This is a genomic window from Staphylococcus sp. GDY8P126P, from assembly GCF_017891965.1.
Classification (GTDB): Bacteria; Bacillota; Bacilli; order Staphylococcales; family Staphylococcaceae; genus Staphylococcus; species Staphylococcus saprophyticus.
In genome coordinates this window covers 1-26445 of the sequence record NZ_JAESKG010000023.1, presented here as the reverse complement: position 1 = coordinate 26445, position 26445 = coordinate 1, and the positions used below count along the sequence as shown (strand labels likewise).

General features: G+C 32.0%; 25 protein-coding genes and 2 pseudogenes. 17 read left to right on the top strand and 10 right to left on the bottom strand.

Annotated elements, in window-relative coordinates; translation table 11 throughout:
* The first annotated feature begins 164 nt into the window (after nucleotides 1-164).
* From KA893_RS13170 to pcp, 6 genes and pseudogenes are all read left to right on the top strand, one after another.
* Nucleotides 165-1556 carry an MFS transporter gene (locus tag KA893_RS13170; protein ID WP_069838186.1) on the top strand — a complete coding sequence of 464 codons (1392 nt, stop codon included), beginning with the start codon at nucleotides 165-167 and terminating at the stop codon, nucleotides 1554-1556.
* Between the two features lie 251 nt (nucleotides 1557-1807).
* Nucleotides 1808-3406 (top strand): M20/M25/M40 family metallo-hydrolase, encoded by a 1599-nt coding sequence (locus tag KA893_RS13165; RefSeq protein ID WP_069838185.1) that lies wholly within the window; start codon nucleotides 1808-1810, stop codon nucleotides 3404-3406.
* A gap of 102 nt (nucleotides 3407-3508) precedes the next feature.
* The gene (locus tag KA893_RS13160; protein WP_002482424.1) at nucleotides 3509-3949 is read left to right on the top strand and encodes a DUF805 domain-containing protein; all 441 of its coding nucleotides are present in this window, start codon (nucleotides 3509-3511) and stop codon (nucleotides 3947-3949) included.
* Between the two features lie 133 nt (nucleotides 3950-4082).
* Nucleotides 4083-4787: a DUF969 domain-containing protein gene (locus tag KA893_RS13155; protein ID WP_002482425.1), complete on the top strand. Its 705-nt coding sequence runs from the start codon at nucleotides 4083-4085 to the stop codon at nucleotides 4785-4787.
* Nucleotides 4780-5705 (top strand): annotated as a pseudogene (locus tag KA893_RS13150) (DUF979 domain-containing protein). The gene KA893_RS13155 and the pseudogene KA893_RS13150 overlap by 8 nt, the downstream one beginning before the upstream one ends.
* Before the next feature lie 30 nt (nucleotides 5706-5735).
* Nucleotides 5736-6377: a pyroglutamyl-peptidase I gene (pcp, locus tag KA893_RS13145; RefSeq protein WP_002482427.1), complete on the top strand. Its 642-nt coding sequence runs from the start codon at nucleotides 5736-5738 to the stop codon at nucleotides 6375-6377.
* Nucleotides 6378-6478: 101 nt separating this feature from the next.
* Here pcp and KA893_RS13140 read toward each other — a convergent pair whose 3' ends face one another.
* The 3 genes and pseudogenes from KA893_RS13140 to KA893_RS13130 form a co-directional block, all read right to left on the bottom strand.
* Nucleotides 6479-6979: a GNAT family N-acetyltransferase gene (locus tag KA893_RS13140; RefSeq protein WP_069838184.1), complete on the bottom strand. Its 501-nt coding sequence runs from the start codon at nucleotides 6977-6979 to the stop codon at nucleotides 6479-6481.
* Nucleotides 6980-7106: 127 nt separating this feature from the next.
* Nucleotides 7107-7923 (bottom strand): annotated as a pseudogene (gene yidC, locus KA893_RS13135) (membrane protein insertase YidC).
* Between the two features lie 313 nt (nucleotides 7924-8236).
* Nucleotides 8237-10258: a cation:proton antiporter gene (locus tag KA893_RS13130; protein ID WP_069838183.1), complete on the bottom strand. Its 2022-nt coding sequence runs from the start codon at nucleotides 10256-10258 to the stop codon at nucleotides 8237-8239.
* Between the two features lie 185 nt (nucleotides 10259-10443).
* Between KA893_RS13130 and KA893_RS13125 the strand changes: the two genes are divergently transcribed.
* Complete coding sequence (locus KA893_RS13125) at nucleotides 10444-11253, top strand: metallophosphoesterase (RefSeq protein WP_069821566.1); 810 nt, start codon at nucleotides 10444-10446, stop codon at nucleotides 11251-11253.
* A gap of 134 nt (nucleotides 11254-11387) precedes the next feature.
* Here the strand turns inward: KA893_RS13125 and KA893_RS13120 are convergent, their stop codons facing one another.
* Nucleotides 11388-11996, bottom strand: a complete 609-nt coding sequence (locus tag KA893_RS13120; RefSeq protein WP_069838182.1) for a C39 family peptidase — start codon at nucleotides 11994-11996, stop codon at nucleotides 11388-11390.
* Nucleotides 11997-12175: 179 nt separating this feature from the next.
* Here KA893_RS13120 and KA893_RS13115 point away from each other — a divergent pair, with 179 nt between their 5' ends.
* Nucleotides 12176-12640 (top strand): GyrI-like domain-containing protein, encoded by a 465-nt coding sequence (locus KA893_RS13115; protein WP_069838207.1) that lies wholly within the window; start codon nucleotides 12176-12178, stop codon nucleotides 12638-12640.
* A gap of 322 nt (nucleotides 12641-12962) precedes the next feature.
* On the opposite strand, the gene KA893_RS13110 is transcribed toward KA893_RS13115, so the two are convergent.
* Nucleotides 12963-14168, bottom strand: a complete 1206-nt coding sequence (locus KA893_RS13110) for a putative multidrug effflux MFS transporter TcaB (RefSeq protein ID WP_069838181.1) — start codon at nucleotides 14166-14168, stop codon at nucleotides 12963-12965.
* Nucleotides 14169-14441: 273 nt separating this feature from the next.
* Between KA893_RS13110 and KA893_RS13105 the strand changes: the two genes are divergently transcribed.
* Both KA893_RS13105 and KA893_RS13100 read left to right on the top strand, forming a co-directional pair.
* Entirely contained in the window at nucleotides 14442-14825 is a 384-nt protein-coding gene (locus KA893_RS13105) for a GtrA family protein (RefSeq protein ID WP_037537739.1), read from the top strand.
* Between the two features lie 259 nt (nucleotides 14826-15084).
* Nucleotides 15085-15954, top strand: a complete 870-nt coding sequence (locus KA893_RS13100; RefSeq protein ID WP_210125931.1) for a cation diffusion facilitator family transporter — start codon at nucleotides 15085-15087, stop codon at nucleotides 15952-15954.
* Between the two features lie 289 nt (nucleotides 15955-16243).
* Here KA893_RS13100 and KA893_RS13095 read toward each other — a convergent pair whose 3' ends face one another.
* Nucleotides 16244-16612, bottom strand: a complete 369-nt coding sequence (locus KA893_RS13095; protein ID WP_069838180.1) for an aggregation-promoting factor C-terminal-like domain-containing protein — start codon at nucleotides 16610-16612, stop codon at nucleotides 16244-16246.
* Nucleotides 16613-16989: 377 nt separating this feature from the next.
* Between KA893_RS13095 and KA893_RS13090 the strand changes: the two genes are divergently transcribed.
* A complete protein-coding gene (locus KA893_RS13090) occupies nucleotides 16990-17676 on the top strand; it encodes a 2,3-diphosphoglycerate-dependent phosphoglycerate mutase (protein WP_069826173.1) in 687 nt (228 codons plus the stop codon).
* A gap of 255 nt (nucleotides 17677-17931) precedes the next feature.
* On the opposite strand, the gene KA893_RS13085 is transcribed toward KA893_RS13090, so the two are convergent.
* Nucleotides 17932-18036: a putative metal homeostasis protein gene (locus KA893_RS13085; protein ID WP_011302442.1), complete on the bottom strand. Its 105-nt coding sequence runs from the start codon at nucleotides 18034-18036 to the stop codon at nucleotides 17932-17934.
* Nucleotides 18037-18255: 219 nt separating this feature from the next.
* On the opposite strand from KA893_RS13085, the gene KA893_RS13080 reads away from it, so the two are divergent.
* Together KA893_RS13080 and KA893_RS13075 are read left to right on the top strand one after the other, a co-directional pair.
* Entirely contained in the window at nucleotides 18256-19719 is a 1464-nt protein-coding gene (locus KA893_RS13080) for an MDR family MFS transporter (protein ID WP_037537746.1), read from the top strand.
* A gap of 97 nt (nucleotides 19720-19816) precedes the next feature.
* A complete protein-coding gene (locus KA893_RS13075; protein WP_245336562.1) occupies nucleotides 19817-20215 on the top strand; it encodes an ASCH domain-containing protein in 399 nt (132 codons plus the stop codon).
* 103 nt (nucleotides 20216-20318) lie between these two features.
* On the opposite strand, the gene KA893_RS13070 is transcribed toward KA893_RS13075, so the two are convergent.
* Nucleotides 20319-21551: an aminoacyltransferase gene (locus tag KA893_RS13070; RefSeq protein ID WP_041079235.1), complete on the bottom strand. Its 1233-nt coding sequence runs from the start codon at nucleotides 21549-21551 to the stop codon at nucleotides 20319-20321.
* A 277-nt stretch (nucleotides 21552-21828) separates the two neighbouring features.
* On the opposite strand from KA893_RS13070, the gene KA893_RS13065 reads away from it, so the two are divergent.
* The 4 genes from KA893_RS13065 to KA893_RS13050 all read left to right on the top strand — a co-directional run bounded on the left by KA893_RS13065 (nucleotide 21829) and on the right by KA893_RS13050 (nucleotide 25239).
* Nucleotides 21829-22197, top strand: coding sequence for a cystatin-like fold lipoprotein (locus KA893_RS13065; RefSeq protein ID WP_037537751.1), 369 nt, complete (start codon nucleotides 21829-21831; stop codon nucleotides 22195-22197).
* Nucleotides 22198-22224: 27 nt separating this feature from the next.
* The gene (locus KA893_RS13060) at nucleotides 22225-22830 is read left to right on the top strand and encodes a DsbA family protein (RefSeq protein WP_002482443.1); all 606 of its coding nucleotides are present in this window, start codon (nucleotides 22225-22227) and stop codon (nucleotides 22828-22830) included.
* A 183-nt stretch (nucleotides 22831-23013) separates the two neighbouring features.
* A complete protein-coding gene (adcA, locus tag KA893_RS13055; RefSeq protein WP_069838179.1) occupies nucleotides 23014-24546 on the top strand; it encodes a zinc ABC transporter substrate-binding lipoprotein AdcA in 1533 nt (510 codons plus the stop codon).
* Between the two features lie 177 nt (nucleotides 24547-24723).
* Nucleotides 24724-25239, top strand: coding sequence for a YceI family protein (locus KA893_RS13050; protein WP_002482445.1), 516 nt, complete (start codon nucleotides 24724-24726; stop codon nucleotides 25237-25239).
* Between the two features lie 317 nt (nucleotides 25240-25556).
* Here the strand turns inward: KA893_RS13050 and KA893_RS14110 are convergent, their stop codons facing one another.
* Both KA893_RS14110 and KA893_RS14105 read right to left on the bottom strand, forming a co-directional pair.
* Nucleotides 25557-25949 carry a hypothetical protein gene (locus KA893_RS14110; RefSeq protein WP_232010385.1) on the bottom strand — a complete coding sequence of 131 codons (393 nt, stop codon included), beginning with the start codon at nucleotides 25947-25949 and terminating at the stop codon, nucleotides 25557-25559.
* Between the two features lie 84 nt (nucleotides 25950-26033).
* A complete protein-coding gene (locus KA893_RS14105; RefSeq protein ID WP_241686148.1) occupies nucleotides 26034-26330 on the bottom strand; it encodes a hypothetical protein in 297 nt (98 codons plus the stop codon).
* Nucleotides 26331-26445 lie beyond the last annotated feature (115 nt).

The window sequence follows — 26445 nt, the reverse complement described above, 5'->3', positions numbered from 1 at the left end:
GTCTGGACTTGACTCAAATAAATAAAGCTTAATTTCATTTTAAAAGATTCATTTTGAAATAGATATAGACTTTTTTAGAATATGTTTAATTTGAGTTTAAAAACGTGTATATCTTTTTTGAAGTGATGCAATGCTTTTTTGGGGACATAGGAGGAAAAAAGAATATGGAGTCATCACAATCATTTGAAGGAGATAATAGGCTTCTTGTAGGTATATTTTTAGGAGTTATTACATTCTGGTTATTTGCACAATCTCTTGTAAATATCGTACCAGATCTTCAGTCATCGTTTGATACAAATTATGGCACAATTAACGTGGCAGTTAGTATCACAGCATTATTGTGTGGGCTGTTTGTTGTCGGTGCTGGTGGGCTAGCTGACCGATATGGTAGAGTTAAAATGACATATATAGGATTGATTTTAAGTATTGTCGGTTCATTACTGATTATTATTCCTGGATTTATACCATTGTTAGTAGTTGGTAGAGCCATACAAGGCTTATCTGCTGCGTGTATTATGCCATCAACGTTAGCAATCATTAACGAGTATTACATAGGAAGCCGACGTCAACGCGCCCTGAGCTATTGGTCTATTGGTTCATGGGGCGGTACAGGTATTTGTTCATTATTCGGTGGCATGGTGTCTACCTTTGTAGGTTGGAGATCAATTTTTATTATCTCTATTATTGTGGCACTCGCAGCGATGTATTTAATGAAGCATGCGCCAGAAACAAAGGCGGTTCAAACAAAAGAAACGAAACGCGCCAAATTTGATACGATTGGACTTATTATTTTAATTATTGCAATGTTGAGTGTCAATTTGATTATTACACAAGCTTCAAATTATGGTTTATTTTCACCACTCATTTTGTCATTGATGTTCATTTTTATTGTTGCAGTTATTGGATTCTTATTTTATGAAACAAGAATACACAATCCGCTGATTGATTTTAGGATATTTAAAAATAAAGGTTACACGGGTGCAACAGTATCGAACTTTTTATTAAATGCCGTTGCCGGTACTTTAATTGTAGCGAATACTTATTTTCAATCAGGCCTTCATTTTACATCATTCCAATCTGGCGCAATGACGATTACTTATCTTGTGGCTGTACTTGTAATGATTAGAGTCGGAGAAAAAATACTTCAACACATTGGACCTAAACGTCCAATGTTAATCGGTGCAGGGTTAAATGCTGTTGGTATTATTTTAATTTCACTCACATTCCTACCTACACCGATGTATATCGTTATGTGTATACTTGGTTACTTAATTTATGGTATCGGGTTAGGTATATATGCAACGCCATCTACAGACACTGCTGTTACGACAGCGCCTGATGACAAAGTAGGTGTCGCTTCTGGTGTCTATAAAATGGCGTCCTCTTTAGGTAATTCGTTTGGTGTTGCGTTGTCAGGAACAATTTTTACGGTTATGACAACCACTGCGAATATACATGTAGGTGCCATGTATGGTTTGTTATTTAATGCAGCATTAGCTATTATTGCATTTTTAGTTGTTCTATTACTCGTGCCTAAACATCAATTCAATAATTAAAATAGAATGCAAACTGGGATATGAATTGATCCTGGAAGCTTATCTTTCATAGAACATCATTGTTATTAGAGCGGGACAGAGAAATCATTTCTAGAAGATTTGATTGCTGTTCCGCTCTATTTTTATTATCAAGGAAATTTATGAATTAATAGTTAAATAAGTGTATTGAAAAATTTTAATACTAAATGCATTGATTATGAAATTCAAAACGGTTTATAATCTAGTAAACGCTTACATATAGAGGTGGTCAATTGACTAAATTATTATGGCAAACATATGAAGACAGATTGATTTTATTAAAACGTTTAGTAAATCATCAAACTGTGACGAATACGGAAGGTGAATTAACATTTCCGAGTTTTATAAAGCAATTATTATTACAGATTCCTTATTTTGAAAAAAATCAGTCACAAATTTTACTTGAGACTACAGAAGATAATAAAGAGGCCGTTGTAGTCTTTTATAAGGCGCCCACGACAACTAAAACGATTGTGTTAATTAGTCATTTCGATACAGTAGATGTAGATGATTATGGCTCATTTCGTGAAGATGCGTTTGACCCAGATAAACTAAAATATGATTTCACACAATACAGCAGTTATTTAAGTACAGATGCTATTGAAGATTTAAAAAATGACACCTACCTCTTTGGTCGGGGCGTGATGGATATGAAGGCTGGGTTAATGTTGCATTTATCATTAATCGAATTAGCAAGTATAGAAGTATGGGATATCAATTTGATATTAGTAACTGTGCCAGATGAAGAAGTAAATTCATCAGGTATGAGAAAAGCAGTGGAAACGATAGCTTCAATAAAACAAACATTTCAATTAGACATTCAACTACATTTGAATAGTGAGCCAACGTTTCAACAAGCAAGTGCAGATGAACAACATTATATCTATTCTGGCTCTATAGGTAAAATTATGCCTGGGGTATTGTGCTACGGAAAAGAAACACATGTAGGTAACCCATTAGATGGTCTGAGTTCTAATTTTATGATGAGTTATATGAATCAAGCAATTGAGTATAACTATTTATTTAAAGAAGAATTTGAAAATGAAACGACACCAGTGCCTGTTTCGCTTATGACGAAAGACATTAAACAAACGTATGATGTTCAAACGTCATTTAGGACAATGGGGTTATATAACATGTTTCTATTTAAGCAAAAGCCAGCGGATTTATATAGACAATTTATAGATACGGTCATTCGTGCGACAGAGCGTTGTGAAAGTGATTGGTTAAAAATATTAGAGAACGAAGACATTGAATTTGAAACAAAAATCAACGTCCTCACCTTTGATCAGTTAAAACAATATGCGATTAAACAATATGGCGAATCACGCATCGATAAAGAAATACAACAGGTTATCAAAGAAACGCCGGGGCTTCATATGCAGAGCATTCGTGTGACAGACCGCTTAATGCAAATTTGTCGCGATATCGCACCTGCAGTTGTGACATTTTTTGCGACACCATATTATCCTGCTGTAAATGTTTCATACGATCAAAAAATTGAGGAAACCATCGCATTAGTTAAAGAGACGTTTGAAGAAAAATTTCAACGTCAGAGTAAACGTATACATTATTTTAACGGTATCAGTGATAGTAGTTATTTAAATTTTGCTGGAGATATGTCTCAAATGATAACTTACGAAAAGAACACACCGAATTTTAATGCAACGTATACGATTCCATTTGAGGCGATTAAAGAAATCAGTGCGCCGACATTACTTTGTGGTCCTATTGGCAAAGATGCGCATAAAGTGAGTGAACGATTGCATAAAAAAAGTGCTTTTGAAGAATTACCATTTGTGTTAGAGAAACTCATAAAATCATATATTTAATTTCCGATTATCATCTATGGGTTGAGTGTGATGTGGGTATTACGATATATTAAGATTATATAGAAATGAGGAACCATATAATTAAATTAGAGAGGTAATGCTATGATAGAGGCGTATAAAGATTATTGGAAAAGATATATAGATTTTAAAGGTAAATCGAATCGTTTAGAATTTTGGACGCCAGTATTGGTACATATTATCAGTATTTTTATCATTGCGTTGATTGGTGCGTTTAGTTTTATTGTCGGTATATTCATTGTAGCAGCAGTATTGTCAGCTTTAATAGGGTTGTTTGGATTAGCGAACATTGTCCCGATGGCTGCAGTGACCTTGCGTAGATTTTATGATGCTGGTCGAAAGCGGACAACAGCGATCATATTAATTATTCTATCTGTGGTGGTTAATATTATCTTTGATATTATCCAAGTTGACAGTATAGCAGTCTTCTTAAACATTGTTTCAATAATTTGTACTATTATATTAGTGATAGAAACACTACTACCTTCGAAAAATGTAGAAGATGCACAATTAAAATGGTTATAAAATATAAAGCATGGAGATGGAAATCATAATGATGAAATGTGATTCCTATCTCCATGTTTTTTCATTTAAAAAATCAGAAAATTCATTGTTTTTAGACAAAAGAAAACTATCATATAACTGAAGGAGGGATTTTATGGAATGGCTAAAATTAATAGGTATTATAATTATCATTTTAGGGTTTTTACTTGAAATAGATACCATTGCAGTTATTTTAATTGCAGCTGTCGTGACAGGACTTGTTTCAGGCTTAGATTTATATGCCATATTAGATACATTAGGAAAAGCGTTTGTAGATAATCGTTTAGTTACATTATTTATATTGACGTTGCCGATGGTCGGACTTATTGAAAGATTTGGACTGAAGAAACAAGCCTCTAATATGATTGGCAAGGTTAAGCAAGTGACCAGTGGTCGATTACTGACGATTTATTTAATTATTAGGGAACTTGCTGGAGTAGCATCCATTCGTATAGGTGGTCATCCACAGTTCGTACGTCCATTGATAAATCCAATGGTACAGGGCGCACTAAGGACGCGTTATAATTTAAATGAAACAGAAATTGATGCCAAAGATATTGAGAAAATAAAAGCTCAGGCATCGGCAATGGAAAACTATGGTAATTTCTTTGGTCAAAATTTATTTGTTGGTGCAGCTGGTATATTATTGATGGTTGGTACTTTTCAATCCTTAGGTATTAAAGTGGACGCAGTTCAACTTGTATTAGCGTCTGTACCGATATCCATTATCGTATTTTTAATTGTATGGATAAATAATATACGATTTGATAAATATTTAGATAAGAAATATGGTACAAAACGGGTGAATAAGGATGAGTGAAAGTATTTTAAATCATATTTTAGAAATTTTTACATATTAATAGGTCTCCAATTACTTTATACTGCTTTTCGAATACTTAAATCTTCTAAGCATCATAAAAAGTATGGTACGGCATTATTTTGGATTTTATTAGCAATTACATTTATCGTTGGCCCTTATATAACTAATGTCTTTAACGGCATATTCATATTAATGATGGGCGCATTGACTTTATTTAAACAAGTGACCATTAAAAATATCGTTGATGTTACAGAAAAAGAAGGGGATATGGGTGCACAAAAATATGGTAATAAATTATTTATACCGGCACTTATATTAGCGATTGCTGCTATTGCTGTCTCAAACTGGACGCCATTGGGTGGCGCAATTGGTTTGGGCATTTCCTCTATATTGGGACTAATTGCAGCATATATGGTGATTAAACCTAAAGTGAAATATATTTTCTATGATAGCGATCGATTAACACAACAAATTGGCACGGTGGGCATACTACCACAATTTCTTGCAGCTTTAGGTGTGCTGTTTACGGTTAGTGGTGTGGGTGATGTGATATCTAAAGGCATTTCGACAATACTACCAGAAGGTAATCATTTAATTGGTGCAACAGCCTATGTCTTAGGCATGGTGTTATTTACCATGCTTATGGGGAACGCATTTGCAGCATTTACTGTGATAACTGCAAGTATTGGTATACCATTTGTTATTACACAAGGTGGTGATCCAGTTATTGCAGGCGCATTAGCAATGACAGGAGGATTTTGTGGCACATTATTAACGCCAATGGCAGCTAATTTTAATACGTTACCCGTAGCTTTGCTAGAAATGAAAGAAGAGTTTGGTGTGATTAAAGCGCAAGGACCCATTGCAATAATAATGATTATGGTACATATCGCTTTAATGTATGTATGGGCGTTTTAGAAAAAATAAGGTTAAGAAGGGAACATTTATATGAGAATTTTAATAACTGGTTTCGATCCATTTGGTGGAGAACGTGTTAACCCAGCATTAGAAGCTGTGAAATTATTACCTGATGAAATTGGCGCACATAAGATAGATAAGTTAGAAATACCTACTGTTTTTCACAAAAGTAAAGATGTCATTCTATCTCAAATGAAGCGTTACGAATATGATATCGTTTTGGCTATAGGACAAGCTGGTGGGAGATATGAATTAACACCTGAGCGTGTTGGGATTAATGTGGATGATGCACGCATTGCCGATAATGAAGGTAATCAACCGATTGATGAAGTGATACAAGTTGATGGAAATGCAGCATACTTTTCTAATTTGCCAGTCAAACGAATAACAGAAGCGATTAAAGCACAAGGTATTCCATCAAGGTTATCTAATACTGCTGGCACTTTTGTTTGTAATCATATTTTATATCAGCTAGGTTATTTACAGGCAACAGCGTTTCCAAAAATAAAATTTGGCTTTATTCATGTACCATTTGTTCCTGAACAAGTTACTGATAAACCAGAAAAGCCGTCTATGTCATTAGAAACGATTCGAATTGGTTTATATGCTGCTTTAGAAGCAATTGTTGAATCAGGAGAAGATATAAAAGTCGCTTTAGGTGAAACACACTAAATAAAATAAACAAATAATGAGACCGAGACATGTATAGATGCCCCGGTCTCATTATTTGTTTATTGGAAAAGTAGATCAAGCAATGATTTTGGGCCGCTTTTTTAATGATCATGTTCTGTACGTGTATAATCCATGCGGACTTCATTATAGGTTTTACCAAAGTATGTTGGCTTTTTATGCTCAGTTGCTTTAAAGCCTATTTGTTCATAGAAATGAATGGCATTTGTGTTTTCTTCAACTACCCATAGCGTCACATTATCAGGATAGGATAATTCTAATGCACGTTGCGTTAAAGCGTAACCAATCATATGACGCTGATAAGCTTCTAATAGATATAATGCATAAATTTCGCTCCAGTCATCTGATTCTGAAATGGATTCTGTTTTACCATAAGTGATAAAACCTACGATTTCATTTTTAACAATTGCTACTAACGTAGGTAAGTTATGCAAGGAGGACTTCTTAATAAATTGTGCTTTATCAAGATTTTCTAGATAGTCATTTACAGATATATCATTATAAGTGCTCAACCAACTTTCATAATGGACATTTGCTTTGCTATGTCGATCTTCTTCAGTTAAAGCTCTGATTGTAAATTCCATAGAATGCCTCCCTTACATACTAAATTGATATTATTATAGCATCATTATTTTTGAAAAAGAAATTTTTCAATTCAAAATTGTATGTAATTAGAAATGGGAGATACATTTTATTAAAGTATAATTGATTTTATGATTTCGTTTCTTCTTTTAATTCATCTTGAAGCAATGTAGCTTCATTACGTGCAATTTTGCCATAATATGCATGTGCAAAATGCATTTGTATGATTAAGAATAAATCACCTACTGTCCAATAAAGTCCTAAAGCGGAAGCAGATTGTAACGAAATATAAGTGATGAATATGGGAGATAGTATCATTAAAACATAATGCGTTTTTCGCTAATCTTTTGGGTAGTGAATGGCATTTACTAAAGGTTGGAAAAAATAAACCACTGCTGCAATTAAAGAAATCCATAGATTTGGCTCAGTTAAATTAAACCAAAGAAAATGTAGATGGCTGTCAATGCCTCCATCACTCGCGAATTTTAAAGTGATAATTAAACCATATAAGATAGGCAACTGAATTAATATAGGTAAACAACCAATCATATTTTTTAAAGGGTTAATATCATATTGTTTATATGTATCCATCAAAAGTTTATTTGCTTCTAGTTTTTGCTTCTTGAGTTTTAGCAAGCTTTACATTTTCTTTCAAAGTATCAATTTGTGGCTGTACCACTTTAGTTTTTTCACGCATCATGTGCATATTTTTAACTTGCAATACCATAAAGGGGAGTAAGAGCACACGTATTATTAAAACAATGGTAATGATTGCTAAACCATAATTTTCTCCATACAAATGGCCTAAGGCATGTAATAACTTATCGATAGGTTGTACGAATATCATATTGAAAATGCCTTGATCATGATTATGAGTTTGTTGTGACTTATTGCATGCAGTTAGGAAAAGGGGGATCGATAATAAGAATAGCCACTTTATACGCATCATTCATCCCTCCAAATTAGTGTTGATATAAATATAACTTTAACACAATTGAATGAGATTTTTAAGTATTTTTAAAGTAGTAAAAATAGGAAGCATTATATTTATCCATAAGTATAAAAATAAGGCACCACTTTAGTATAGCCTTATGACTAAATTAAAGTAGTACCTTAAGTATGAAGTTGATACCGAGGACTTAACAACCTACACTAGAACGCATTCAGCATATAGAGATGATTTTAATGTTGTGACACTATCTATCTACGAGCGTCTAATTAAGCAATCGTTTAAAAAAATTGATTTCTATTCCATCGCTTTATTTTGATGCCCAAACAATCTCATTATAATTTATATTTTCACGAACTTGTGAAGCGATATGTGCATCCAATTTATTATTTTGTACAAGTTTATCTAAGAATGCTCTTTGCATGTACAAACCTTCAAGTTTGTGCGCTTCTGTAATAGAAGCGGGTGTTTGATTGTTTTTATTTTGATTTTTTCTAATTCTGTATAATCTATTGTAATACTGGTTTAAAACAATATTTACTTCTAATACGTTGTCACTTGTTTGTTCAGACTTTAAGCGTAATGCAACGTTGTGATTTACAATACGCATGATTTTTTTTACTTCTTGGAAATTAGATTTAAATTGTTTTATCTGTGATGTGTCTGCATGTTTTTTAGCTCTAATTCTCAAAATGAGCATTTGTAATACCACTTTGAATTTATGAAGTGCAGATGAGTCCTTGTATTGTCTAGAAGTTTCTAATGCAGAACGGTAATTTAAAATAGTTTGACGGTCTACTTTGTTTTGAGATACTAAGCGTTCCAACGTCTCAGATTCTTCTTCATTGGCAATATCTTCAAGACGCTTCATTTCCTTAGCATTATTATCTTCTGGTGACATTTGCAGTAAAAAGAATAATTCATCAAAATACTCTGATATAACAGTGTTATAGTTTATAGACTCATTTTCTTTAGATTTAACTTTAAAGTGTTTAATTACATTTTGAACTATAAAGACTTTGGCAGCAACATAACTCATAGAAGTTGATGCTTTGCGTTGTTCAGACGGTGTAATTATTGGGAGAACGATTTGTGCCATGACTAAACTAATAATTACCATCAAAGAGGCAATAAATAGTAAGTCATTTTTATAAGTAAACGTTTGTTGCTGTGCTAGTAAAGTGGGCAAGGTTAGTGCCATAGATAGCGAAATCGTACCGTGAATACCACACATTGTCATGATAAATGCGTAATGCAGCCGTTTTGGCGGTGTTTCTTGATTGTCATTTAAATAGGATTGAATGTTATTCGGATAGTAAAATTGTTTGAATAAGATGAACACCCAAATAAAACGAAATACATAAATGGCTAGAGCGATAAGTAACGTTGTCGTAATTAAAAATTTAATATTTTCTGGTTCTTTATTAATAATTTCAGAAACGACCTTTGGCACGATGAAACCTAACACTACGAAAACAAAGCCATTAAGCACATAACTTAATGTACTCCAAATTTGATTGTAGTTCATTTGTAACTCTGTTTGAGCACGTATCAAACGATCTCTTTCAAATCCATGAATTAAACCAGCGATGACTACTGCGATAATACCGGATGCGTGTAACATTTCAGCGACGAAATAGACTGCAAAGGGAGTCAGTAATTGAATGAAAATCATTGTATTACCATCTTTAAGCCCTTTATTCATTGATAAATAAATACGCAAACGTACAATTAACATGCCGATAACAATCCCTATTACAACCCCTAATATTGTAGAAATAATAAATTGTTCAATTGCATCAAATGCAGAGAATGCGCCTGTTACTAAAGCAGTTACTGCTATTTTGAACGAAATAATACCAGCAGCATCATTTAACAGAGACTCACCTTCAAGTATAGATAGTGCCCCTTTTGGTAGGATTTTACCTTTAGTGATTGCTTGAACTGCAACGGCATCCGTTGGACAGAGGATTGCAGCAATTGCAAATGCTGCTGGCATAGGAAGTTCCGGCCAAATCCAAGCGATAAAGTAGCCGACGCCAATAACGGTAGTAAATACAAGTGCCATAGCCATCAAAATGATAGGTTTACGATATTCTAACAGCTTAGTTCTTGATACATGTGTGCCTTCAACAAATAGTAATGGTGCGATGACAGCCATCATAAATACTTCTGAATCAAATTCAAAATGCAAGGGGATGGGAAGGACATAAAGACATACACCTAACGCAATTTGAACAAATGCCATTGGCACTTTAGGGAATTTATTGTGAATAATTGAACTGATTATCACAGCAATAATAAAGATTAGAAAAGCTTCTAGTAATAGCATAAAGACTCCTAGTTATTTTTTTGATTATTATATCTTATCATTATATAAAAATCATAGATAGTCATAAATAGAATGTCACTAAATTTAATAAGTATTTCAAAGGATTGATTAGGCGCATCATTTAATACTATTTAACGGAATATGTCATAATGGTGATGTTAAGTTAATAGAGGAATGTGATAAATATGAACATTGGTGTTATTTCGGATTTACATATTGATAGGCATAAATTTCTAAAGCCAAAGGATTATGAATACGAACTCATCAAGGCAATACAGCGTAATCAAGTAGAATTATTATTAATTGCTGGAGATATTTCGAATAATTACAAGTTAACTCAAGCTTTTATTAAATCAGTAGAAGCACAAGCTCAAATAAAAGTTTTATTTATTCCGGGCAATCATGATTTCTGGTCTGCTGATACGAATGCTACATCAGCTGAAATCTTAGAAGAGTATATGGGGATGGAAGCCTGTTTAATCGGTAAACCATACCATTTAAATGACGCTTGGGCAATAGTGGGAAATACGGGGTGGTATGATTATTCATATGCAAGTCCAGAATTTTCACTTGAACGCATTGCACGTAGAAAATACTATGGTGCAACGTGGCAAGATAAGGTGAAAATTGATTGGCCCATGGACGATAGAAAATTATCGAGAATTGCAGCAAATCAAGCCATTAAAGATATAGAAAAAGTCAAAGATAAGCAAATTATTTTAATGACCCATATTGTGACACATCCAAAGTTTGCAGTGCCGATGCCACATCGATTATTTGATTATTTCAATGCTTTTATTGGAACATCTGATTTTGATGAAATTTATAAAAAGTATCCAATTCGTTATAGTATTATGGGACATGTACATTTTAGAAATCGTTTTGATGAACAAGGTGTCACTTATATTTGTCCGTGTCTTGGATATCAACGAGAGTGGCGTTCAGATGATGTGACTCGTGAAATAGATCATGCGCTAAATATCATTCAGATTTAAAACATGCAGAAACTATAAATAGGATAATGAGTTTAATTTCATTGTTGTTTAGTAAAAAAGAGAACTAGCGCCCGATCAACCATAAGTGATTTTATCATTTTATGTTTGATTGGGCGCTCGTTTTATTAGCAGTTTTATGATAAATGAAAACTCATGCGGCCAGGCGCATCATAGCTTTGCTCTAATTTTGATTTTTTGATTTTCATCAATTGATATTTGGTTGGTATTATAGCTGGTAAGATAAATGATTTTCCTAAGTGGGACCACAAGGGATCAATATAATAATAGTGTTGAGCATCATAACCAACGAGAACGGTGACGTGAATATTAGCTACTAACTTTGTTGGTTGGTTATCTAATTTATAAGTACGACGGTAAGGTCTTTTACCCAGTACGGTATGATAAATAACAACGGGTTGTCCTTGGTCTATAATGTGACATAAATCAGTTAAGGATTGACCAGTGCTATCAACGACATGATTTGAATAGCGTCTAAGATGTGGAACGAGAGCAGTTGGAAAAATAGTCTGATGATAACCTAGTTTTATCCATAAATGATGTCCTACGTATCCTTTATATGGGTTATTTCTATGTCTCGGCCAGTGAAGCATAATTTCAGTGGCTGGTATGTTAAGGTGGTTAAATTGTAAAATCATTGCTGCAGAAACACCCTCACAACCCATGATCATCGGAATTGGAAACAATTGACTGATGGGTTTTACTGATAAAATATTTGAATTCATGATGAAAATCTCCTAGTAAATTTTACTCAACAAAAGTGTGAATGAAGTTAATTGCTATTATTATATATCTATTCATAAAGATTGCCTATTAAGATGCTTGAATTTTGAAGTAATAGTTTGTCATGGATATTCTATATATGTTTTGGTTATAATAGCAAAAAAGAGGGTGGGGAATGCGAATGAATTATAGAATTGAAGAGTTGCCAACGTTATCTGTTATTGGTGAGAAAAAGATATATGCCACTGGACAAAAAGCACAAGAAGATATTTTTATGTTTTGGATGGAAATTGATGATAGTGGAAAAAAAGACCAATTACTAGAGCTAGGAAATAATCAATTGCCGGGCTTACTTGGTGTTTGCAAGCCTCATGATAGTGGAGAGATGCATTATTTGATAGGCGTAACCAGTGAACATAAAGATGACAAATGGCGTAACATAGAATTGGAAGGTGGCAGATACTTAGTATTTGATGCTAAAGGACCTGTACCAGAGTCAATTAAAAAAGCGATGCAACAAATTAACAAAGATATTTTACCTAAATTGGATTATGAAATAAGACATGCACCATTTTTTGAATTATACAAAGAAGGGGCCATTAGAGAAGATGACTATGTCACAGAAATATGGTTACCTATTGTTTAATAAAATAGAAAGTAATCACAAGTGGGACAGAAATCCAAGTCTCTAATAGCGTTTTCGTAGTCCTACCTATGCAATCAATGCAAGGATGACCTGGTTAAAGGTATAACTAAGCTAACGCTCATGCTCATGCATAAATCTTGCTAGCATTTTTATGTGGCAATATATGCGTTTGCTGATGCATCAGAATGACTCGTTTCTATAAAATGAAAAAATCGTTTCTTTAAATAAGTGAGGCTTTGCATTTTCAATTCAGTCATCTATTACCTAATATAAAAAGAGGCTGGACATCTATGTTTGTCGCAGCCTCTCATTATTTGATTTTTTAATTAGAACTGTTTTTGAACGTAAATGATTTTAATGAGATTTCGAGTAATACAATGAAAATCGTCGTTATAATCAGAATGATTATATAAGGCATGACACTATATTCTCCTTTTAATCCCACAAGTGGCGACATTATACCACCTAATATAAATTGGAATAAACCAAGTAAACTTGATGCATTGCCACTACCGCCAGTTCTAGATTCCATTGCCAAAGTAAAACTTAAAGGTCCGATTCCAGTAACAGGACAAACATTTAAGAAGAAAGCAATGACTAATACCCAAAGTGGTAAGTGGAATATAAGCGTAAAGCAAATTAGAATAACGCCAGCTATTTGAATCAGGGTTAGTAGTATTAATAACAAATAACGATTTATATATTCAACTAATGTAGCGGTTAACTGACTCACTATAATTAACCCGATACCGTTAATTGCGAATAAAATACTGAATTGTTGTGGCGTCATGTCATAAATTTTTTGAGTGATAAAAGGCGCAGCTGATGAAAAACTAAATAACATCACATACGTTAACCCTTGTAGTAACATAGGTATAATGAAAGCTGGTTTCTTTAATAAGGAACCAAAATTTTTAAAAATAGCTGAAAAGTTAAGTTTTGAGAGATGTGTACTTCTTGTTTCTTCCATTTTAAAAAGGGCAAATAACAAAATTGCAAAACTTATAATGGTTAATATTAAAAATATTGCTTTCCAATTTGCGATAGTTAGTGCATATCCTCCAATTAATGGCGCAATGATACTGATAATGCCATTAACAACAAGTAGAGACGCTAAGCCTTTAGCTAACGCTTTTCCTTTATGTTGATCGCCAATGGATGCTTTAGCAATGACGATGACACCACCGCCAGTTAACCCTTGTATGAAACGAAGTGTAAGTAAGATAGACAGCGAAGTCGTGAACACGGCTATTAATGAAGCGATGACATATAATGAAATAATAATTAATGCTACTTTTTTGCGACCATAAGCGTCTGATAGTGGTCCGAAGATAAATTGTCCAACTGCAAGACCAATCATTGCAAATGAAAGAGTGAGTTGTACTTGTGAAGCCGTTGTGTCAAAAGCATTTTGTACATTTGGAAGCGATGGCACATACATATCTATCGTTAAAGGACCAAAGGTAGTCATGATTCCCAACATAATGATGACCATGATGGGTAATCGGGGATTTGAAGTTTTGTCCATATATAATACTCCTTAAAAATCGGATTAAAGTATAGTGTGAAAAAGCGGTTAATTTCTTAACTAGACTATTATCCCATACGTAAAGATAAATGCAATGGAAAAATTTCTTGTCGAAATGCAATGTATGTTGCATGATATCAACATTGTTATATAATACAATAGATTATGAATAAATTTAATGTAGCATATTTACAATGAATCACAATACGAATCATTTAAATCGCACAATTGAGATACAAGATAGATAATGTTTGGTTATAAAGGAGTAAATGAATGAGCTTAAGTAAAACACAATATGAAGTAATTAAATTCATCATAGTAGGTGGCATAAATACGTTTAATTATTATGTGGTCTATTTAATATTATTAAAATTATTAGGTATTAATTATTTAGTCAGTCATGTAAGTGGGTTTGTAGTCAGCTTTATTATTTCGTATTATTTGAACTGCTATTTTGTTTATAAAGTAAAACCTACATGGCGAAAATTTATACAATTTCCGTTGACACAGGTTGTAAATATGGGAATGCAAACAGGTTTATTATACGTATTTGTACAATGGTTTCATATATCATCGGTCATTGCACCGTTTGCTGGATTAATTATCACGATTCCAATTACCTTTGTCTTATCAAAATATATATTAAGAGACGAGTGATACAAAGTTCCTGTTATAAAAGGGAACACCAACTTTATTTAATCTTTTTAGTTGAAGGAAACAACCAAGAAATCAATTTCTAATAATTAATTTCTTGATTATTTCCTTTATTTTTATGCAATTTGATAGTGATTTTTAGGAAAGGCTAAATAAATAATTAAAATAATTATATTAAATAATTTTATAATAAAAAATGTTGTAAATGTTGTTTTGATGCGTCATAATATATTATCCAATATCAATTAAGGTGGAAACAGACATGACACAAAGTGAGAATTTAAAAATCGCTCAAAAAGGCGCATATCTTAGTTTAATTGTTTATATCATTCTGTCTATAGTAAAGTATTTTGTTGGTTATGTATATGACTCAGCAGCAGTAAGAGCGGATAGTTTAAATAATATGACGGATATTATCGTTTCGCTAGCTGTAATTATAGGATTGAAAATTTCAATAAAACCTGCGGATAAAAATCATCCATACGGTCATTTAAAATCAGAAAATATTTCCACACTGCTTGTTTCATTTATTATCATGTTTGTTGGTATTCAAGTTGTTATAGAAAATTTCCCTCGAATTTTTTCAGGAGCACATGCAACACCAAATTCAATCACGATTTATGTCAGTGTTATCAGTGGTGTCATCATGATCATAGTCTTCTTTATTAATCAAAAATTAGCTAAACGTACAAATAGTAGTTCTCTAAATTCTGCAGCAAAAGATAACTTGTCTGATGCTTTGGTCAGTATTGGTACGGCTATTGGCTTAGTATTTACACAAATCGGCTTTCCAATTGTGGATATCATATTAGCGACAATCTTAGGCCTACTTATAATATATACAGGCTTTGGAATTTTTAAAGAATCTATCTTCACTTTGAGCGATGGATTCAATGAGCAAGAATTAGAAGCATATAAAAATTATGTCTTAGAAATAGAAGAGGTTATTGATGTTCAGTCAATTAAAGGTCGATATCATGGCAGTAGCATCTTTGTAGATGTCACTATTGTAGTGGAATCTGATTTATCTTTGGAAGAAGCTCATCATATTTGTGACAAAGTAGAACATCACATGCATGAAAAAGGTATTTCTTCAGTTTATGTACATCCAGAACCTGTTTCCATACAATGAAAAATGAGCGTGTCAATATGTGACTTGACTGTAAAAGCGTTTGAGATCTAAATATTCATATTTTAACTATCAGTTATTTTGTATATAAAAATGATGTTATCAAAATCAGTTATGCTCTTACAAAGGTATTTATTGCTTTCGTGAGTAGCTTTAAATACAGGCCTAATTAGAATCAATAATGATTTGATGTCATCGTAAAAAAACAGCAATTTCTATTGTAATAAAATAGAAATTGCTGTTTTCATTAGTCTAAGTTATTTATTTTAAAGTCACTCTCGTGACATGATACTTACCACCAACCGTTAGCTAAACGGAAGTCAATTGCTGCATCTATTGAACCATAACGGTCTTCAGCATATTTAATCATACCTTTAGTTTGTTCTTCAACTGAGCCTGTTCCCCAAGCTTCTTTCGTTTGTCCTAAACCTCTATATCCTAATTCATTTACTGCATCAGGATTACCACTTGATTCAGGCATTACAATATTGTCCCATAATGCTTTAGTTCCACCAGCTTCGATAAATTGGCTGTATACATCGCTATTAGATTGAGATGATTGTTGTACTGGTGTTTCTGCAGCATCCGCTGTTGATGTTACGCCGTATCCAGTAGCTGCAATTGTAATTGATGCGAAAGATGCGAATAATAATTTTTTCATAGTTTAAAAATCCTCCTAATGAATGTACCTGTCTGTTTTAATATAATGAACAGGTTTGTGTTCTAATTTGTTTAAAGTACTATTTATTTAATTTACTGCCTTATTTGCTTTGCTTTTTTTCAACGATTACAACTATAACACCTAATTTTATAACGTAGGTTACAGTAAAATAAAAAGAAAGTATCTTTTGTGAATAAAGGACTACAATTATTTCAAAAGCTATTGTAAATTGTTATAATTTTAATATATCAAAGCAAAGACGACAGCATAAATGCGATTATTAAAGTATTTATGGGATATGTTGTGCATATGCGAATTGTAATATTACTGTAAATATCGCAAAAAATTTAATTTCACTTAATGAAAGAAGGAATATTATGCCAAAATTAATTTTATGTAGACATGGACAAAGTGTGTGGAATGCAGAAAACCTATTTACAGGATGGGCAGATGTTGATCTATCAGAACAGGGCGAAAATGAAGCCATAACATCTGGTGAAAAATTAAAAGCACAAGGCATTGAAATCGATATAGTTTATACATCTCTACTCGAACGTGCGATTAAAACAACTTATCACTTATTAAATGAATCTAATCAATTATTTATTCCTATAATTAAATCTTGGAGATTAAATGAAAGACATTATGGTGGTTTACAAGGACTAAATAAAGATGATGCACGTAAAAAGTTTGGTGAAGATCAAGTACATATTTGGAGACGTTCATATGATGTTGCACCGCCAAAACAAGATGAAGCACAACGAGAAGGTTATTTAAATGACCGTAAATATGAACATTTGGATAGACGTGTCATGCCTGAATCTGAAAGCCTAAAAGATACGTTAGTAAGAGTGATACCGTATTGGAACGATCAAATTTCTCAACAACTTTTAGATGGTAAAACAGTGTTAGTATCAGCTCATGGTAATTCATTACGTGCATTGATTAAGTATTTAGAGCATGTTTCTGATGAAGATATCGTTGGATATGAAATTAAAACAGGTGCACCATTAATATATGAACTTACAGATGACTTACAAGTTATAGACAAATATTACTTATAATTGAAAGTAATAGTAAATAGCCTTTAAAAAGCAAACCAGTCAGAAAAAATAATTTTAATAAGAGTTTGTAGTAGTAGGGTACCAAGGATAGCTAATCAAATAGGTTATCTAAAGGAAGATAATTATTATGCATATGTTTAAAAGAGTCTGAGACAAAAATAGATGTCTTAGACTCTTTTAATTGTGGAAAAAATAGTTGGATATTAAAAATAACGTGGCATGTTTAAAATGACAGCGACATCCTATGAAGATAAATTATTTACTACGCTTATGTTGTTGAATAATTTTGCGTGCGCGTTTACGTGTTTTGATATTAGGACTATTTAAATTTCTACGTGCTGTTTGTAAGTCTAATTTCATACATAAAACCTCCTTTATAGAAATTGATTATGAATTAAAAAGTACGTTTTGTAAATAGTAATTATTACGATTTGAGGTTAATTTTTTATCTAATAACCTAATTTGTAAAAATCACCATTTTTTTGAGTTATTTTAATGTCAGATAAACATTTTATATGTATAATGCATAAATGCGACAAATAAATGTGCTAAAGACGAATGTGTAAATAGGAGATAAAAATGACTCAAAAAACAAAAATAATTATGATTCTAATGATGTTGTTTGGTGGTTTCTTTGGACTATTAAATGAAACACTGTTAACAACGGCATTACCGAGTATAATGAAAGATTTTGATATAGATTATACGCAAGTACAATGGCTTACAACTGCCTTTTTATTAACAAACGGCATTGTTGTTCCGTTATCAGCAATGATTATACAACGTTTTTCAACAAGACAAGTTTTCTTAACTGCAATTTTTATATTCTTTATCGGTACAATCATTGCAGGATTTAGTCCGAATTTTACGGTTTTATTATGTGCAAGAATTGTGCAGGCAATGGGATCAGGTATTATGATGCCATTAATGATGACTACAATTTTAGATATTTTCGAACCACATGAACGTGGTAAATACATGGGTACCTTTGGTTTAGTTATCGGTTTAGCGCCTGCCATTGGTCCAACGCTTTCAGGTTATTTAGTGGAGTATTTTGATTGGCGTTCACTATTTCATGTCGTTGCGCCGATTGCAGCGCTAACATTTCTTGGTGCGATAAAATTTGTGAAAAATGTTGGTACCAACAGGAAAGCGCCTATTGATATATTATCTATAGCCTTGTCAGTCTTAGGCTTTGGTGGTTTACTTTATGGGACAAGTTCTTTATCTCGAGATGGATGGAATGATCCTGTTGTACTGACAACAGTTATTGGCGGCTTAATATTAGTCGTGTTATTCATTTTCCGTCAAACAAGATTAGAAACCCCGTTACTTGATTTTTCAGTATTTAAAAATAGTCAATTTGCAGTGGGAATTGTTATCATGGCCTTTACGATGATTGCTATGATAGGTTCGGAAACAGTATTACCAATGTTTGTGCAAAATATTATGAAAGATACAGCATTACAGTCTGGTTTAATATTATTACCTGGTGCAATTGTGATGGGTATTATGTCAGTAGCTTCAGGTTTCCTATATGAAAAATATGGTGCAAAAATACTTGCATTTATAGGTATGCTGATTGTCGTTGTAACAAGTTCATACTTTATATTTATGGATGAAAACACATCATCAGCTATATTAGCGACAATTTACGCTATTAGAATGATTGGTATAGCACTTGGTTTAATGCCACTTATGACGCATACAATGAACCAATTGTCACGAGAGATGAATGCGCATGGCTCATCTATGACTAATACAGTTCAACAGATATCAGCTTCCATAGGGACGGCAGGTTTAATAACAATTATGAGTCAAGTAGCAAAAGACTTTTCACCTAATATGAGTGATTATAAAGGAATGGGTAAAAAAGAAATGGCAATGCAAATACAACATGAAGCATTGTTAAGCGGTTATCACGCAGCATTTTGGTTTGCTGTAATCATTTCTATTATCAGTTTAATCAGTGTATTTATGCTTAAAAGTAAACGTAAAATAAATCAAGAGCAACAAGAACTCGAACAACAACAAAGCAAATAATTATTAAAAGACCGAAACTGTCTGCAGCGTGTATGTTGCCGACAGTTTTTATATTATTATCGAGCAAGACGAATTTAGTGTTTTAAATGACAGGATTATGGTATTTTTAATGTTACATCATAAGATTTATAGGAAAAGGGTGAAAGGCTTTATAGAACATTCGATGGGCTTATATGAAGAACCATTTCGGTTAGTAAGTAATAGTACAAAAACTGTAGAAGTTAGATTGAATGATGAGAAAAGACAAGCAGTGCAAATAGGCGATTTCATAGAATTTACTAATTTAGCAACAGGTGAACAAGTGAAGGTGAAAGTGGATAATGTTAAAGTGTACGATTCGTTCCAAGCATTACTACAACATTATTCAAATAAAGAAGTAGGTTTTAGTGATGAGATGCAATTATCTCAAAAATTAGCATCTATCTATCAAATATATAATCCAACTGACGAACTTCATTTGGGTGCATTAGCAATTGAAATACATTTAGTTCCATAATAGAGAAATGTATTTTGTAAAAGCATAACTTAGTACATGAAAAAAGGTTTAGGACATCAAAACATGTCCTAAACCTTTTTTATTTCATAGTTACACAATGAGGCTATAATTTTCCAATTCGTTTTCCTAGTTTGTAGAGTAATGGTTTGATTGGCTTAACAAAATCTCCAATATATTCTTCAACATCTGCATTGAAGCCTTTTTTGAACTGTTGAACACCATAATCAATGGCGTCTTCACTAAAGTCACCAGTGATCCCGTAAAAATTATAACGATCGATATTGTGATTCTTTGCAAATTTAATCATTTCCCATTGCAGCTTATAAGCACCCATAAAGGCATTATAGTCTGGATTAGAACCACTAGATAAATAATATACTTCATAATCATTATAAATATAGATAGCAGCTGCTAAGTCTAAGACTGGGCCATCCGTCGTAATTGTCTTATTAGTATCATCAATTTTGCGTTGTGTACTGACAATTTGTTGATTAAGTTGTGTTTGTTTCGTTTTTTGTTTTTTAGAATTTGGACTTTCTTGTAATGCAGCTTCCACGTCTTTCATTTGATGATTTAATGTGTCTAGTTTTTGTTTAAGGCCGTTAACGTATTCGCTTAAATCAATATATGCTAATTGTATTGAAGCAAAGCTCTGATAATCTTTTTGTAATTGTTCAAAGTATGGTTCGTCACGGAAGCTGAAGCCATGTTTTTCTTCAGCCATCTTAAATAGTTTGAAAAAGCGATTGGTTTCTTCTATAGGAAGTTGACGTACTTTAACGCCCATTTCTTCAGTACGTTTGATATTACGTCGTGTTTGGTAATCCATTTCTTTAAGTAATTGTTGTTCTGATTTGTCTTTTAAATCTAAGACAGATAGCCAACGTATTTGGCTCGTTTTTGAATAACCTACAGGATAACCTTGATGTTTATAACCTAGTTTTTCTAAAGTGCTTATAAGCATACGATTATCGTAAGATTTCTTGATTTCGCCATCAGCATTTCTCAAGTTTTCTAAGATATACGGATCAAGTAATACGTATAGGCAATTATGTTGTTTAAGATATTTTGTTAATTCGCTAAAGTAAAAATCAACTAGTGACAAATTGGTATAGTCTAAGATAGGTCCACGTTGACTATAAAAATATTTAAAGAATTTTAGCGCGCGTGCTTCTGTAAACATACCAGCAGCAATGACTTCGCCATTGTCGTCTTTAACACCTAACAAGTGTGCATTGTATTGAGCTTCATAATTAACACGTGATTGTGTGTAATGTGAAAAGTGATTTTGTGTGAATGTTTGGAATTCTTCAGGGGTAAGATTCACAAAGAACATATATTTTGCCTCCTTAAATGGCAACGTTTATTTTGAAATTGAGTTGGACAACTTATAAGTAGTATACCAAATTTACTATTAAATACCATGTTTTACAAAAAAACAGATTGTAATATTAAAAATATTTTTATTAAATAGTGTATCACATTGGTAGGCTATATACTTTAAAAATACTATAGTACATTTTGCTAATTCAGTGTATGATATTACTTACGGTTATAATGTATATCAAAGTATTTAATTTAAAAAGAGGATTGTTTTAGGAGTGAAATAAAGTATGAAAAAGATTATAACGCTAATTGTCATCTCTACATTAATGATTGCTGGGTGTAGTAGTGGTAAATATGCAGATAAAATAGATAAAGCAGTAAATAAACAACAACATTATCAGAAAAAACTTGCAGAACAACACAAAGGTGATATTGAACGCAAATTTGACAAAAAAGATGCCAATATATATGTATATGAAAAAGGCAAATTTGTAATTATTGCCTATAAACCTATTAAGAATGATGAAGAGATTCATTATTATGCTTATGAATATAAAGATGGTAAAACAACATTTAAAAAAGATTTTAATTCAAAAGGCTATATACAGAAACATGACCCAGACTATAAAGAAGAAAATATGGATTTAGACGAATAACGAGTAAATGAAATTGAGGTGTAATAAATGAAAAAAGCATGGTTATCAATCGTGCTAGTGCTTACACTTGTATTAGCAACTGCTTGTACCAACCCAGAAGATACACATAAAGATGATAAAACAACGTCTGATGGGAAAATAAAGATTATTGAGTATGGAGATTTTAAGTGCCCATATTGTAAAAAAGTCGAAAAAAATGTAATGCCAAAATTGAAAAAGCACTATATTGATACAGATAAAGTGGACTATCAATTTGTTAATATGGCATTTTTAGGTGATGATTCTATTATTGGTTCAAGAGCAGGTCATGCTGTACAAAGGCTAGCACCAGAACAATATTTAAAATTTCAAGAATTAATGTTTAAACAACAACCTAATTCAGAAAAAGCATGGATTACAAATCAAATAGTTGATCAACAAATAGATAAACTTAAAATTAATACGACGCTTAAAAAAGAAATCAAAGACGACTATAAACAAGAAAACAGTAAATCTTGGGTAGCTGCAAAAAAGGATCAAAAGCAATATAAAGATAACCATATTGAAACAGCGCCTACTGTTTTCGTCCATGGCCAAAAAGTAGAAGATCCTTATGATTTTGAGAATTACAAAAAAATATTAGAAAAAGAGTAGAAATTTAACTAAAAGTTGAAATGAGCACAGACAAGTATAATCATATTTTTGATTTTACTTGTCTGTGTTTTTTCTCGGGATTAAATCGTAATAATTACGAAAAATTTATATTAGTATTGTTTTTATGAGGAAGAAAGCATATAATTATAAATCGTAACAATTACTATTTAGGAGGTTTTAAAATTGAAACAAATTACATACATTAGTATTATGGTTCTGGCATTCATGGTAGTTCTAGCCGGTTGTGGAAAAGGAGAGTCCGATAATACAAAATCGAATGAAAAAATAAAAATAAATACAACTGTTTTCCCTTTGAAGTCATTTGCTGAACAAATAGGTGGTAAACACGTAGAGGTGAATTCTATCTACCCAGCTGGAACAGATTTACATAATTACGAACCTACACAAAAAGATATAATTAATGCATCAAAAGCGGACTTATTTCTATATACTGGTGATAATTTAGATCCAGTTGCTAAAAAAGTAGCAAGTACAATTAAAAAAGATGATAAAAAATTAGCACTTGAAGATAAATTAGATAAATCTCAATTGCTTACGGACCAACATAGTCATGAGGAAGAAGGACATGACCATGATGAACATCACCATCATGGCGGATACGATCCTCATGTTTGGTTAGATCCTAAATTTGATCAGACATTTGCTAAAGAGATTAAAGATGAACTAATTAAGAAGGATCCTAAACACAAGAAAACATATGAAAAAAACTATGAAAAATTAAATAAAGATTTAATAGCAATAGATAAAGATTTGAAATCTATTACTGAAAATAAAGAAGGTAATACGATATTTATATCTCATGAATCTATTGGATATCTTGCAGAAAGATATGATTTTGTTCAAAAAGGTGTACAAAATATGAATGCTGAAGATCCTTCACAAAAATCATTGTCGAACATTGTGAAAGAAATTAAAGATTCTGGAGCTAAATACATTTTTTATGAAGATAATGTATCAAATAAAGTGACAGACACAATACGTAAAGAAACAGAGGCAAAACCTTTAAAATTTTATAATATGGAATCTTTAAATAAATCGCAGCAACAAGATCATAAGTTGAGTTATCAATCATTGATGAAGAAAAATATTACAAATATGGATAAAGCATTGAGTGATTCTATTCAAACTGAAGACGATAAGGAACAGAGTAAATATGATAAAGCGATTTCTGACGGTTATTTTAAAGATAGCCAAGTTAAAGATAGAACATTGGGTGATTATAAAGGCAACTGGCAATCAGTTTATCCTTACTTAAAAGATGGTACTTTGGATGAAGTTATGGAACATAAAGCAGAAGATGATGATTCCATGTCTGCTAAAGCATATAAGTTATATTATGAAAAAGGTTATAAAACAGATATAAGTCATATTACTATTTCAAACGATACAATAACGTTTGAAAAAGATGGTAAAAAAGAAACTGGGAAATATGTATATGATGGCAAAGATATTTTAAAATATGAAAAAGGTAACAGAGGTGTGAGATATACTTTTAAATTAGTAGATCAAAATAGTCATTTACCTAAATATGTACAGTTCAGTGATCATAATATTGCACCGAAAAAAGCTGCACATTTCCATATTTTTATGGGCAATAATAAAGATAAGATTTTAAAAGAATTAGATAATTGGCCAACATATTATCCAAATTCGTTAAATAGCGAGGAAATTAAAGAGGAAATGTTAGCTCATTAAGAATGATAATTTTCAATAAACCTTCACAATTGTTTGAATCTTCAAATGAATACTTTATTCAGAAATGGGAATAATGAATTTAGAAAAAATATTTAAGCTTTTTGTTTGATGTATTTTATATACTTGGTATAATAAATGTACCAACAAAACTTATAATACTTTGGAGGTATAGTGATAATGACAAAATTTAATTTCGATGCAGCACATTCAGTAGTAGAATTTTCAGTAAAACATTTAATGATTTCAAATATTAAAGGTAGATTTACAGAGTTTGATGCAAATATTGATGGCGACATTAATGATTTAAGTACAATTAAAGGTGATTTTACAATTAATGCGAGCTCTATTGATACACGTGTAGATGATCGTGATGCGCATTTACGTAGTGGAGATTTCTTAGATGTAGAAAATAATCCAGAAATCAAATTTGAAATTACTAAAGTAGATGAAAAATCAATCACAGGTAATGTAACAATTAAAGGCGAAACGAATGAAGAAACTTTTGACTTATCATATGAAGGCCAAAGTAAAAACCCAATGAACGGTGCAACAACGGTTGGATTTATTGTTAACGGTTCAATTAACCGCGAAAAATATGGTATCACGTTCAACCAAGCACTTGAAACTGGTGGCGTAATGATTGGTAAAGATGTGAAATTCCAAGTGAGTTTAGAATTCGCATTAGAAGACTAAACTATATAAAAAACTACTAGATTATCGAGTAGGTTCAGACTACCGACAAAGTCTTTGACTTTGTCGGCAGTTTTTTTGTGCACGCTTTCCGTTGGCACTGCCATAACCTGTAGTCTTCGGCTAGTGCTTTTCCCGTAGGAGTCGGTCCAAATAAATGCCAATACATTAAAAACATGAGAATATCTAAATTAAAAATCCGTAATGTTTATTACATTGAATTACGCAAACGATAAAAAAATAGACCAAACTAACACAAAATTAATGCAGTAGCTTGGTCTATATTTGAAACAAATTGTTAATCAAGTAGCTTTTTATATTTAATTATTGTCGGTTGATTTTTTGTCACGATAATATTGTACAACAATATAAGCAATGAAAGATAAAGAGATAATTGTTAATACAATAGATGAAATGATTAGGAAATTTTTATTAGAGTAATCGCCACCAGTAAATATCCGGCTTATTATGTTAGGCAGACATAAGATTAAAATAAGACCAGCAAAATATTTTTTCTTTAATAGCAAGCAAATGGCCATTGTTAGTAATAAAAGTATTATGCCAATAATAAAATTAGTAGTTTGATTAGGTGACCAAAAAATAAATATTGGATAATGTCGTAATAAATACTCACTTAATATATAAATACCGAAGACGATAGCTGATGAAAAACCAACAGCAATATAAGTCTTTTTACTATCTCCCCATGTCATAATTAATTTTTTAATGACAAATAATATAAGTACGAAAGAACCTATAAATATAAATAGTATATAAAGCATGAGCGCTAACGTTAGTTAAAATGAGTTATCAAGCATCCTAGGAATGACTACCATAATAATCATGAAAGAAATGAAATAAAATATATATTTATAAATACCTTGTGTTAAATTTAGTTCCTTTGAAAATGTGTTGGCATAGTTTTTTATAGGTGTATTCAATAAGTCATCGACATTTTCGTTTTGTGCTTCAGCAGTGGTAATATGGTCACGTAATTCTTCTTCAATCGCGTTAACATCTTTTTCGTTTTTACCACGAAATAATAATTCGATACGCAGCTTTAGTAAAAAATCTTCAGCTTTTTTAGTTAACATCGTTTACACTCCTCATCAAATTATTCATACCATTATTCAAATAATGCCAATTTGCTTTAAATTGATTTAATTCATTTTTACCAGTATCAGTAATTGGATAAAGTCCGTATAATTG